This is a genomic window from Bacillus sp. FJAT-50079, assembly GCF_018343515.1.
Classification (GTDB): Bacteria; Bacillota; Bacilli; order Bacillales; family Bacillaceae_C; genus Lederbergia.
In genome coordinates, this window is sequence record NZ_JAGYPD010000003.1 from 667,374 (window position 1) to 679,991 (window position 12,618).

Sequence of the window (12,618 nt, forward strand, 5' to 3'; positions counted from 1 at the left end):
AAAAGATGGCAGAAAATCTAAACTTATTTACATCAACTCAAGAGGTTATTAAAGATAGCCTTAACAAGCTTGGTTTTGGTGAGGAAATGTATGAGCTCTTAAAAGAGCCAATGCGGATGTTGACTGTACGAATTCCTGTCAAAATGGACGATGGGTCCGTCAATGTATACACGGGCTTTCGGGCACAACATAATGATTCAGTAGGACCTACAAAAGGTGGCGTTCGTTATCATCCCGAAGTAACAGAGGAAGAAGTAAAAGCAATGTCGATGTGGATGAGTATTAAATGCGGAATTGTCAACCTACCTTATGGTGGCGGAAAAGGCGGAATCATTTGTGATCCGAGAACAATGTCAATGGGGGAAATTGAAAGACTTAGCCGCGGATACGTTCGAGCGATTAGCCAAATTGTTGGTCCAACGAAAGACATCCCTGCTCCGGACGTTTACACGAACTCGCAAATCATGGCTTGGATGATGGATGAGTATAGCCTTCTTCGTGAAAATGATTCACCTGGCTTTATTACAGGAAAGCCGATCGTATTGGGAGGTTCTCAAGGTCGTGAGAAAGCAACTGCCCAAGGTGTAACAATTTGTATTGAAGAAGCTGCAAAAAAACGTGGAATTAATATAAAAGATGCAAGAATTGTCATTCAAGGATTTGGTAATGCTGGAAGCTTTCTATCGAAATTCCTTTATGACGCGGGAGCCAAAATTGTCGGTATTTCTGATGCCTATGGCGCACTTCATGATCCAGATGGCCTTGATATCGATTATTTACTCGATCGTCGCGATAGTTTTGGAACGGTAACAACATTATTTGATAATACAATTACGAATAAAGAGCTCTTTGAATTAGATTGTGATATTATCGTCCCGGCAGCCGTTTCTAACCAAATTACGGCAGAAAATGCACCAAACATTAAAGCTTCAATCGTTGTTGAGGCAGCGAATGGACCTACAACCGAAGAAGCGACAAGAATCCTAACTGAGCGTGGCGTATTGCTCGTTCCTGACGTGTTAGCAAGCGCTGGTGGTGTAACGGTCTCCTATTTTGAATGGGTGCAAAATAACCAAGGCTATTACTGGCCAGAGGAAGAAGTAAATGAAAAACTTCATCAAAAGCTCGTTGCTGCTTTCGAAAATGTCTATAATACGGCTGAGAGTCGCAGAGTGAATATGCGTCTTGCTGCATATATGGTCGGTTTAAGGAATGTGGCAGAGGCTTCAAGATTTAGAGGCTGGGTATAATCGGTTCGAAACGAACTGCCGGTTCTTTCATGAGCCGGCAGTTTTTGAATTATGACTATTGTTTGACAATTTGATGGTATTTTATGGTAGGGAAAACAAGGAATAATGCGTATATTCTTGAAAAAAACACTTTGTTCAGCTAAAGTTAACGTATCATATTTTTTTGGAGGTAAATTGAAATGGGACATATTAAATTTGATTACTCTACGGCCCTAGATTTCTTTGGGGAGCATGAGGTTACATATTTACAAGCAGCTGTTGATACAGCACATAAACAGCTTCACGAGCAAACAGGTGCGGGAAGTGATTTCTTAGGTTGGATCGATCTTCCTGTCAATTATGATCAAGAAGAGTTTTCACGTATTCAAAAAGCAGCTGAAAAAATTAAAAACGATAGTGACGTACTATTAGTCATTGGTATCGGTGGGTCATATCTTGGTGCGCGCGCAGCGATTGAAATGCTTAACCATAGTTTTTACAATGCGCTCTCAAAAGAGCAACGTAAAACTCCACAAGTTATTTTTGTTGGAAATAACATCAGTTCTACATATATGAGAGATGTAATGGACGTGATTGATGGCAGAGATTTTTCAATCAACGTCATTTCGAAATCAGGTACAACAACAGAACCTGCTCTTGCATTTCGTATTTTCCGCAAAGCACTTGAAGAAAAATACGGGGCAGAAGAAGCAAAATCACGCATTTATGCGACTACGGATCAAGCAAGAGGAGCACTGAAAACACTCGCGAAGGAAGAAGGCTACGAATCGTTTATTATTCCAGATGATGTAGGTGGACGTTTCTCAGTGTTGACAGCGGTTGGACTGCTTCCAATTGCGGTTAGTGGCGTTGAAATTGAAGAAATGATGAAGGGTGCGGCAGCGGCGCGTGAAGATTTCAGCTCGTCTGACTTGAAAGATAACGCAGCTTATCAATATGCGGCAATCCGAAATATTTTATATAACAAAGGCAAAACAATCGAAATGTTAATCAACTACGAGCCTGGATTGCAATATTTCTCTGAGTGGTGGAAACAGCTTTACGGAGAAAGTGAAGGAAAAGACCAAAAAGGAATTTTCCCTGCATCTGCAAACTTCTCTACTGACTTGCATTCACTTGGACAATATGTACAAGAAGGGCGCCGTGATCTATTTGAAACGGTGATAAAAGTGAAATCTTCTCGTCATGAGCTTGTAATCGAGAGTGAAGAAGGCGATCTTGACGGATTGAACTATCTAGAAGGAAAAACAGTAGAATTTGTAAACGACAAAGCATTTGAAGGAACATTGCTTGCACATATCGATGGAGGCGTTCCAAACTTAGTCGTTGAAATTCCAGCAATGGATGCATATACTTTCGGTTATCTTGTTTACTTCTTCGAAAAGTCTTGTGCGATCAGCGGATATCTACTTGGAGTCAATCCATTTGACCAACCAGGAGTAGAGGCATACAAAGTAAATATGTTTGCTTTACTAGGTAAACCAGGCTTTGAAGAGAAAAAAGCAGAATTGGAAAAAAGACTACAAAAATAATGATAAAAAACTGCCCAGTTCGTGTTTGCGAATGTGGGCGTTTTTTTTGCTACTATTTCAATGGATTCATTTTTTCCATTGCATTAGCAAGTGGAACAGGTATTCCATCTGCTGGAATAAAGGCAATGGCTAAAAGATCGCGACAATCGATGACAGCAGTAATCCCAAATATATTAAAGAAAGCACAACATGTTTTTTTATCTAAGCTAAGAAAAGTGACTGGTAACGGGATCAAAACTCCTTTTATTGCCACAATTAATTCCGTACCGGGACGCAACTTTCGTAATTGATGACATAAACAGGCATTACACTCGAAGCGATGATCCTTGTGCTCATTTCTTTCACTCTCGCAGCCACAGCCCATTCGATCTCGATATTGCCAGTGAGCTTCATCTTCACCTCTTATATCTTCGTACTCGTAATCTAATTCTTTTCTTCTTCTTTTTCGCCCGCCATCCATAGCTTGCGCTAGCTCAACATTGTCCTCTTCATACCACATAAATTGACCGCTCCTTTGTAAATTTAAAAAGCGAATTGCTTTTGTTACTAGCATATTGAACATGGCCAGTGTTTGATTGGACAAACAATCTAATTAAAACGAGTATATTTTCTAATCATTTGATCAACAAACTATTACGATGTGATATAATAGGATGGTTGAAATGATAGATTTTTAAAGTATCTTTTAGGAAAGAAGGACATTCGAATGGAATTAGCAACGACAATTCTCGGCATTACGATATCTTCGGCTGCAATTATCGCCTTACTTAAAATCATTGCGATTGATATTGTGCTGTCAGGTGATAACGCGATAGTCATTGCAATGGCAACGAAAAATTTACCGAAGGAACAACAAAACAAAGCTATTATCTGGGGAACAGTCGGTGCAGTTGGCTTGCGGATTTTATTTGCAATTATTATTGTATGGTTATTAAAGATCCCATTCGTAAACATCATTGGTGGACTTTTACTATTATGGATTGCCTATAAAGTACTCGTAGGTGGCGAAGAAGAAGCGAATGTTTCAGCACATAACGGTTTTATGAAAGCAATTGGAACGATTATCCTTGCTGATGTTGTCATGAGTTTAGACAATGTTGTTGCTGTCGCTGGTGCTGCGAATGGTCATATTGGAATGATCGCACTTGGTGTAGCAATCAGTATACCGATTATGATATACGGATCCAAATTCATTGTGAAAGCAATGAATAAATATAATTGGATTGCGTATGTAGGATCAGGGATTCTTGCGTGGACGGCTGGTGAAATGATTTTACGGGACAAGCAATTGGTTGATTTTTTTAATTTAACTTCTCAGCTTATAACATATGGGATCATTATTGTTATTACGGCTTTAGTTCTTTTCGGGGGATATGCTACGAATAAAAGAATCGCCTCTAAAAGAAACGTGAGACAATATGGATGATGGGGAAATGAAAAAACACAGAATGCCGAAAGATCGGTGTTCTGTGTTTTTCTATCTGTGAATCGCATTTTCTTGGCTTAAATTGGGCAAAAAAACCTGAATTTGGAATTGAATAAAAGAGTAGTTTTGTTAAATTGGTAGAGACACTTTTATCCCATAGTTTCTTTCTAATCCGCAAGCCAAGCTGTAACAACAGTTTGCTGCAGTTCGTTGTTGCTAATCTTGACTTTAATCCTTTCCGTCGTTTGATTGCCATCTCGGTCGGTGATCGTAATCGTAATTGTATCCTCCATCAGTTCTTTTGGATAATCGTCCAATTGCATATGACCAATGCCGGAACCGTTATTGCCTACTGCCAGCTTCAATTCCTCTTCTAGACTTAAATCTTCAGAAACGTCTCCCGCGCCAAGAAAGTGAGAGAAGTTATCCTCCGCTGCCCAATTATACATATTCCATGCGGTCCAGCGATACCAAATTTGATCGTAGTCTTTAAAGTGATTGTCAAAATTCATCGTAAGTGTTTTATCATAAAGTAGGTCGAAATCGGCTATTGAAACTTGGCGTTCTTCATCGAAATGTTGGTAATACTCTACATTCCAAAATTTTTCGTGCTGCGTCTCCGTCCAGTCTACCGCATAAATATATTCGTTTTCTGTTGACATGTCGATTTTTGCGATATTATCACCCTCAATAAAAAATTCCAGCTCAGGTCTTGCGTCAACGTAGCTAACAGATTTACCGAAATCATCGGAACCTTTGGCGATATCGACTAATGTAAAAAGGCTTCCCTCTTTATTGAGTTTTAAATTAATCGTATAAGCCGATGTTTTACTACCAAAAGGATTGCTGATCAACATAACCATTATTAACGCCAGACATGTTGCTGGGATAGCTAGCCAGGTACGTTTTCTATTTGCTGGTGATTTCAATCTATTATCCGTTTTGTGCAAAATATTATTCAGCATTTTTGATTTTTGTATATCATTGGGCGTCATGCTTTTGAATAATTGATTTAGTTCGTCTTTATTCATGAAAGTCATCTCCCACTTCTAATTTAAGTCGCTTTCTTGCACTTCTCATTTGGGTTTTCACTGTATTAATATTCAATTTCAGTATGTTTGCAATTTCTGTTACGGAATACCCTTCGTAATAGTATAGATATATGACCAACCTATATTTTTTTGGAAGTTTGCCTAAATAGTCCATCATATTCATATTTTGAGCCGTATCCATACCCCCTTGTTCAATAGAACTTGGGTCGATATCAACAACTTTTTTTCTCCACCACTTTCGGTGCAAATCCCTACAATGGTTTCGGGCTACAGTAATCAGCCACGCCTTCTCATGTTCGGAATCGACAAATATCTTATCGCTTTCCATTAGTTTTATAAAAACTGATTGGGTCGCATCTTCAGCATCTTGAACATTCCCCATTAGCGAAAAACATACTCGATAAACAGTATTAATATGGGTATCATATATTTCCGTAATGCTCTTCATCCGCTTTACAGTCTGAACGTTGGCGAAACGATTGTTCACAAGTGGCAAAGATTTTTCCATCACTCTCCCTCCTTTCACTGATAACACGATGAAGCTCATTAAAAGGTTTTATTTAAATATATCGAAGGAGATTTAGATTAGTAAAAAAGCCGATTTTTAGGGATCGGCTTTTTATTCTACATAATGAAGATGTGGAAGGGGAACTGTTGACTAGGGTCGGTAGGAAAAAGTAAAACTTATAAATGATCGAACAGCTTTCTTAACTCATTTCTTTGTTTTTCGTCAATGATAAATTGAAGACCATATCTATGGTTATTTTTATATTCTTCCCCCCATACGGTAATCCCGAAAAGTACGAGCATTTGGTTGGCTAATTGCACTTGGAATTTTAATATAACATCCGATCTGACAGGTAAGTGAATGCTTGAAAGAAAGCAAAGTCCACCTAGTCCAATATTTTCAATTAGTACTTTTGTGTTTCCTAAATGTACAATTTTACCGTTAATTTCAGCGATGGTCATCAGTGCTTCCAATGGAGGCTCAAGCTGAATACGAGCGTAACTCCTTCTCTCGTTTTGCATTTGTGGGAGCGGTGATGAGAAAGCCTGTTCTTTTAATAACTTTTTAAATTCCGCCTCTGGGACTGGTTTGCTAAACAGATAGCCTTGTAAACGATGGCACTGAAGGTCCGCTAATAATTGTTGTTGTTCACTCGTTTCCACGCCTTCAGCAACGATACTTATATCCAGACTTTTAGCGAGATTTATCATAAATGTAACGATGTTTTCAGAATCTTTATTTGTCGTTACTTCTTTTATAAAAGAACGGTCAAGCTTTAACGTATCGGGCTTAATTTTTCTTAAGCTTTCTAGGGAAGAATAGCCCGTTCCGAAGTCGTCAAGGGCAATTTGAATTCCCATCTCACGTAATTGTCTAATTTTTTCAAGTACATCATCTTCTTGTTCTAACATCGTACTCTCGGTAATTTCCAGCTCAAGCCATTTCGCTTCAAGCTTGCTTTCTAGTAATATTTCTTTCACATTCTCTATAAAGTTTGCTTTGAAAAACTGGATGATCGATAAATTGACTGATGCTTTTATAAAATATCCTTGTTCATGCCATAAGCGAACCTGCTTACAAACGTTTTTTAAAATCCAATCACCAAGCGGGACGATTAATCCTGATTCCTCGGCAAGGGGGATGAATTCACGTGGCGAGACAATTCCCCAATCCGGATGGTTCCATCGGAGAAGTGCTTCCGCATTGACGATTTGGTTTGATTCGGTATGAACGATTGGCTGATAATAAATGATAAATTGATTATTATGCAAAGCTTGGCGAATCTCGTTTCTTAAAGAAAAGACTTTATATGTCGCTATATTTGCCGTTGGTGAAAAAAGGTGAAATCTATTTCTACCTTCTTTTTCAGCAAGATAGAGTGCTAAGTCTGCATTTTTCATTAATGAATGAGTGTGAGTACCGGACTCAGGATACGTACTAATTCCAATACTAGCAGTAATAAAAAGGTTGAAATTTTTCACATTAAAAGGCAGTTTGAATCGCTTTAATATGTTCTCTGCTAAATGTTCAATCGCTGCTAGTTCATCAATGTTTGAGGCTAATATCGCGAATTCATCCCCGCCTAATCGAGCAATCATTTCAATGTTCTTTTTAAACAAATCATGTAATGTATTTGCGATTTCAATAATTAAAAGATCGCCAATGTCGTGTCCAAGAGAGTCATTCAAAAATTTAAAGCCATCTAAATCAAGAAACATGACAGCAAATTTACGTTGATCCCCGTTTGCAAGTTGGATTTCTAAATCAACTCTATCCTCAAATGCCCGGCGATTAGGTAATTTTGTTAAATAATCATGGTAAGCTAAATAATGAATTTTCCGCTGTTGCCTTTTCTTTTCTGTAATGTCATGGAAGTTGCAAATAATCCCGTTAATGCTTGAATGCGATAATAGATTTGTGCACATGATTTCGAAGTCTCGCCATGTTCCATCTTTCCTTACTAAACGTAATTCTGAACGAATCGTCGTTTTAGGGTGGTTTAGAAGGTCCTTGAGTTTGTTTGTCATATATGGAAGATCGTCTGGATGAATAAACTGGAATAAACTTTTTCCGGAAATCTCATTTACTTTGTAGCCAAGAATGGTTTCAACGGATGGATTTTCAAATATAATCGTTCCATCCGGACTAAGTATCCCGATCATTTCATGTGATAAATTCATTAACGATTCGTATCTTTCATTTTTCTCTTGAATTTTGTTTTCTAATTTATGTAAATCAGTGATGTTGTGAGTTAATCCATAAAATCCAATTACTTCACCGTCGTCTAATTGAATTGGTACAAGTGTAACATCGATGTGGATAATAATTTCATCATGTTTAATTCGGTATGTTGCATATTGGGATTTTCCTCCAAGTACTTTCTGAAAACAATCTTCAACTATTTTTAAGTCGTCTTTATAAATGAATTCTTCATATGGCTTTCCGACAAAGTCATTTATTTGTAACCCAGCTAAGTGATTCAGTCCAGCTCGCAATTTTACAATCATCCCATTCACATCGATAACGAAGAGAAGAATGTTGGGAGATTGTTCAAAAATATGCGGGTAGGAATGTTTTTCTTTCTCTAAATATTCCTGTAATTTTTTTGTTTTACTGAGTTTAGAAAGCAATCGGCTCCCCCCATTGAAAAGGCTATTATTAGGCAGAAAGTGTCAAGAAGCGACAATATTTTAGGTAAATTGTACCACAGGAAAACGCTTTAATAAATGATTCTGACGGACCAATATGCAATAAAAAACACTCTTATCATCATTAAGGATGACAAGAGTGTTTTTTTATTATGGAGCCTACGAGAATCGAACTCGTATTATTTGCCTGCCAGGCAAGCGTAATCCCATTATACTAAGGCCCCGAGTTAAATAAGTTGTGCTCCAAATTTTAAAGCACAACTCTTATTATAATAAGATTTATAAAAAGTGCAAGGAGATTCTTTAACTGATTATCTCGATTTCGTGAACATCGTCGATATTTGAAATCGTATAATATATATTTGTGATCGAACGCTTAATACTTGCTCGTGCTTTAAGTTCGAGTAAATAGGCTGTGCGCTCCTTTAAATCTTTTATACGAGTATGGGTAATAATAATTTTCTCCTCTTTTAGCTTTTGCAACACGAAATCTAAACTTTCTTGTTCATTAACGATGATTTTAAGAATCAAATCTCGCTTTAATAATTTTTTTGGGCCAATTTTCGTTAGTGCAAATGGAATAAATTCTACACTAATGATGAGAAGGACGACTCCAGCGGCAGCTTCGATGAAAAATCCGGCCCCGACTGTAATTCCAATCCCGGCAGCTCCCCAAATCATAGCAGCTGTTGTTAAACCGGAAATATGATCATTGCCTCGTCTTAATATAACGCCGGCGCCAAGAAATCCAATTCCAGAAACGATTTGAGCCGCCAATCTAAGCGGATCCATTTGAATGCGAATAAGATCGTTTCCTGGAAAAATATAAGCTGATTCAATCGATACAATTGTTAATAAGCAACTGATGATTGAAATAACTAAGCTTGTTTTTAATCCTAGTGGTTTTCTCTTTAATTCCCGCTCAACTCCGATAATTAAACCGAGTAAAGCCGATATACCTAATTTTAATAAGAGGTCTACATCCAATAGTTCCAATTAAATCTACTTCCTTTCCGCTTATTTATTTCTTATACTTGGAAGGAAAATTTATTATTTGTTTCAGTATACATCATAACTTAATTTGGAAGAGGAGAAATAGATGAAGGCACGAAAAACAAATCCTTATATCGTATTAATGATTGGAGTAATTGCCGTTTCTACTTCGGCTATTTTTGTAAAATTATCATCCGCAGATGCGGGTGTGGTCGCTTTTTATCGATTACTGTTTAGTGTAATCATTATGGTCCCGTTATTTTTTCCGAAGTATGTCCATGAACTTGCAGCCATTCGAAAAAGAGATTGGTTATTTTCAGTTATCGCAGGAGTTTTTTTAGCCCTCCATTTTATTCTATGGTTTGAATCACTGAATTACACCTCAGTCGCAAGCTCAACCGTCCTTGTAACACTTCAGCCAATGTTTGCCTTTGTTGGTACATTTCTATTTTTTAAAGAGAAGTTTTCGATAAAAGCGGTTGGCTGTGCGTTAGCGGCTATTATCGGTAGTGTAATTATAAGTTGGGGCGATTTTCGAATTAGCGGTTCTGCTTTAATTGGCGATTTATTGGCGCTTGTTGCTTGTGCGCTAATTACTGCCTATCTATTATTTGGGCAAGAAGTAAGGCAACGATTGTCACTCGTTACGTATACCTTTGTTGTTTATTTGATTAGCACCATTGTTCTGTTTATATATGTACTGCTTTCTGGTTCTTCCTTTTACCCATATCCCCCGATGGACTGGATGTACTTTTTATTGCTGGCGATTGTACCGACTTTACTAGGTCATACCCTTTTTAACTGGACGATAAAATGGTTAAGTACTTCTACAATATCGATGGCTATCCTATTTGAACCAGTTGGCGCAGCGATCCTTGCCTATTATATTTTAGCGGAAAAAATTGTCTGGACTCAAATAACAGGTGGGCTCATCGTCATTATAAGTGTTACGTTATTTTTATATGATGAAAAGAAAAGCGCAGCTAAAAGAAAAGCCACAAATGAATGATGAAATAAAACCGGCATCCGTTTGGATAGCCGGTTTTATATAAACAAATAAGTAAGTCCTGAAAATACAAAAGCCATAATCGATGAAAAAATAAAAGTTCCTCCATATACTTGCCCTTCTGTATTGGAGATGCGAATTCCCTCTATATAAGAGTAAGAAAATAAGTAAACAGCCATAATTAAAGCAACGTAAAAAGCAATCGTTGTTAGCAAGTTAAATAACACCTTCCAATACGAAATATGATTTGTTATTATATATGTACTTGTACACTAAAATATGTTTTTAGAAAAAGTAAAAAAGTGCTTGCGTTCTTTTTGAGAACGTGATATATTATAAATCGTCCGTTAGAGAAGACGCAGTTACTTACATACAGTAGTTAATCATTAATTAAACGAAAAAATGCTTGACTCTGAAAAGTATAAATGTTAAGATTGAAAAGTCGTCGCAAACAACGGTAGACAAGTTTGATCTTTGAAAACTGAACGAAACGAACGTCAAATTATTTTTTAAACAATGGTTTTAACCATTGCCAGCAAGAGTAAGGATCAACGACTAAGAACGTCACATCCTGTGACAATGTCGTTGTGACTCGCATCGTGCGAGCCTAAACTTCTTTTATGAGAGTTTGATCCTGGCTCAGGACGAACGCTGGCGGCGTGCCTAATACATGCAAGTCGAGCGAATGGATGGGAGCTTGCTCCCTGAAGTTAGCGGCGGACGGGTGAGTAACACGTGGGCAACCTGCCTGTAAGACTGGGATAACTTCGGGAAACCGGAGCTAATACCGGATAATTTCTTTCCTCGCATGGGGAAAGGTTGAAAGGCGGCTTCGGCTGTCACTTACAGATGGGCCCGCGGCGCATTAGCTAGTTGGTGAGGTAACGGCTCACCAAGGCAACGATGCGTAGCCGACCTGAGAGGGTGATCGGCCACACTGGGACTGAGACACGGCCCAGACTCCTACGGGAGGCAGCAGTAGGGAATCTTCCGCAATGGACGAAAGTCTGACGGAGCAACGCCGCGTGAGTGATGAAGGTCTTCGGATCGTAAAACTCTGTTATCAGGGAAGAACAAGTATCGGAGTAACTGCCGGTACCTTGACGGTACCTGACCAGAAAGCCACGGCTAACTACGTGCCAGCAGCCGCGGTAATACGTAGGTGGCAAGCGTTGTCCGGAATTATTGGGCGTAAAGCGCGCGCAGGCGGTCTCTTAAGTCTGATGTGAAAGCCCACGGCTCAACCGTGGAGGGTCATTGGAAACTGGGAGACTTGAGTGCAGAAGAGAAGAGCGGAATTCCACGTGTAGCGGTGAAATGCGTAGAGATGTGGAGGAACACCAGTGGCGAAGGCGGCTCTTTGGTCTGTAACTGACGCTGAGGCGCGAAAGCGTGGGGAGCGAACAGGATTAGATACCCTGGTAGTCCACGCCGTAAACGATGAGTGCTAAGTGTTAGAGGGTTTCCGCCCTTTAGTGCTGCAGCAAACGCATTAAGCACTCCGCCTGGGGAGTACGGCCGCAAGGCTGAAACTCAAAGGAATTGACGGGGACCCGCACAAGCGGTGGAGCATGTGGTTTAATTCGAAGCAACGCGAAGAACCTTACCAGGTCTTGACATCCTCTGACAACCTTAGAGATAAGGCGTTCCCCTTCGGGGGACAGAGTGACAGGTGGTGCATGGTTGTCGTCAGCTCGTGTCGTGAGATGTTGGGTTAAGTCCCGCAACGAGCGCAACCCTTGATCTTAGTTGCCAGCATTTAGTTGGGCACTCTAAGGTGACTGCCGGTGACAAACCGGAGGAAGGTGGGGATGACGTCAAATCATCATGCCCCTTATGACCTGGGCTACACACGTGCTACAATGGATGGTACAAAGGGCTGCAAGACCGCGAGGTTTAGCCAATCCCATAAAACCATTCTCAGTTCGGATTGCAGGCTGCAACTCGCCTGCATGAAGCCGGAATCGCTAGTAATCGTGGATCAGCATGCCACGGTGAATACGTTCCCGGGTCTTGTACACACCGCCCGTCACACCACGAGAGTTTGTAACACCCGAAGTCGGTGGGGTAACCCTTTTGGGAGCCAGCCGCCGAAGGTGGGACAGATGATTGGGGTGAAGTCGTAACAAGGTAGCCGTATCGGAAGGTGCGGCTGGATCACCTCCTTTCTAAGGAATATTGTTGGCAGCTAGGCCAACAAAAA

The 12,618-nt window shown here is 39.6% G+C and carries 10 protein-coding genes, 1 tRNA gene and 1 rRNA gene; 5 read left to right on the plus strand and 7 right to left on the minus strand.

Features of this window, described 5'->3' with window-relative positions; genetic code table 11:
• Positions 1-5 precede the first annotated feature (5 nt).
• Together KHA95_RS10830 and KHA95_RS10835 are read left to right on the plus strand one after the other, a co-directional pair.
• On the plus strand, positions 6-1,250 hold the full coding sequence (locus KHA95_RS10830; RefSeq protein WP_213137493.1) for a Glu/Leu/Phe/Val family dehydrogenase: 1,245 nt from the start codon (positions 6-8) through the stop codon (positions 1,248-1,250).
• A gap of 179 nt (positions 1,251-1,429) precedes the next feature.
• Entirely contained in the window at positions 1,430-2,782 is a 1,353-nt protein-coding gene (locus KHA95_RS10835) for a glucose-6-phosphate isomerase (protein ID WP_213137494.1), read from the plus strand.
• A 52-nt stretch (positions 2,783-2,834) separates the two neighbouring features.
• Here the strand turns inward: KHA95_RS10835 and KHA95_RS10840 are convergent, their stop codons facing one another.
• Positions 2,835-3,281: a hypothetical protein gene (locus tag KHA95_RS10840; RefSeq protein ID WP_213137495.1), complete on the minus strand. Its 447-nt coding sequence runs from the start codon at positions 3,279-3,281 to the stop codon at positions 2,835-2,837.
• A 207-nt stretch (positions 3,282-3,488) separates the two neighbouring features.
• Between KHA95_RS10840 and KHA95_RS10845 the strand changes: the two genes are divergently transcribed.
• Positions 3,489-4,208, plus strand: coding sequence for a TerC family protein (locus KHA95_RS10845; RefSeq protein WP_213137496.1), 720 nt, complete (start codon positions 3,489-3,491; stop codon positions 4,206-4,208).
• Positions 4,209-4,375: 167 nt separating this feature from the next.
• Here the strand turns inward: KHA95_RS10845 and KHA95_RS10850 are convergent, their stop codons facing one another.
• The 5 genes from KHA95_RS10850 to KHA95_RS10870 all read right to left on the minus strand — a co-directional run bounded on the left by KHA95_RS10850 (position 4,376) and on the right by KHA95_RS10870 (position 9,403).
• Positions 4,376-5,239: a hypothetical protein gene (locus KHA95_RS10850; RefSeq protein ID WP_213137497.1), complete on the minus strand. Its 864-nt coding sequence runs from the start codon at positions 5,237-5,239 to the stop codon at positions 4,376-4,378.
• Positions 5,232-5,768, minus strand: a complete 537-nt coding sequence (locus KHA95_RS10855) for an RNA polymerase sigma factor (protein ID WP_213137498.1) — start codon at positions 5,766-5,768, stop codon at positions 5,232-5,234. Before KHA95_RS10855 ends, KHA95_RS10850 begins: the two co-directional genes overlap by 8 nt.
• A 176-nt stretch (positions 5,769-5,944) precedes the next feature.
• Positions 5,945-8,398 (minus strand): EAL domain-containing protein, encoded by a 2,454-nt coding sequence (locus tag KHA95_RS10860; protein ID WP_213137499.1) that lies wholly within the window; start codon positions 8,396-8,398, stop codon positions 5,945-5,947.
• 171 nt (positions 8,399-8,569) lie between these two features.
• Positions 8,570-8,640, minus strand: a tRNA-Ala gene (locus tag KHA95_RS10865).
• A gap of 79 nt (positions 8,641-8,719) precedes the next feature.
• Positions 8,720-9,403 (minus strand): MgtC/SapB family protein, encoded by a 684-nt coding sequence (locus KHA95_RS10870; protein ID WP_481748437.1) that lies wholly within the window; start codon positions 9,401-9,403, stop codon positions 8,720-8,722.
• 112 nt (positions 9,404-9,515) lie between these two features.
• Here KHA95_RS10870 and KHA95_RS10875 point away from each other — a divergent pair, with 112 nt between their 5' ends.
• Entirely contained in the window at positions 9,516-10,418 is a 903-nt protein-coding gene (locus KHA95_RS10875) for a DMT family transporter (protein WP_213137501.1), read from the plus strand.
• Between the two features lie 35 nt (positions 10,419-10,453).
• Here KHA95_RS10875 and KHA95_RS10880 read toward each other — a convergent pair whose 3' ends face one another.
• Positions 10,454-10,630 carry a hypothetical protein gene (locus tag KHA95_RS10880; protein ID WP_213137560.1) on the minus strand — a complete coding sequence of 59 codons (177 nt, stop codon included), beginning with the start codon at positions 10,628-10,630 and terminating at the stop codon, positions 10,454-10,456.
• A 401-nt stretch (positions 10,631-11,031) separates the two neighbouring features.
• Here KHA95_RS10880 and KHA95_RS10885 point away from each other — a divergent pair.
• Positions 11,032-12,583 (plus strand): 16S ribosomal RNA (locus tag KHA95_RS10885).
• The last annotated feature ends 35 nt before the right edge of the window (positions 12,584-12,618 follow it).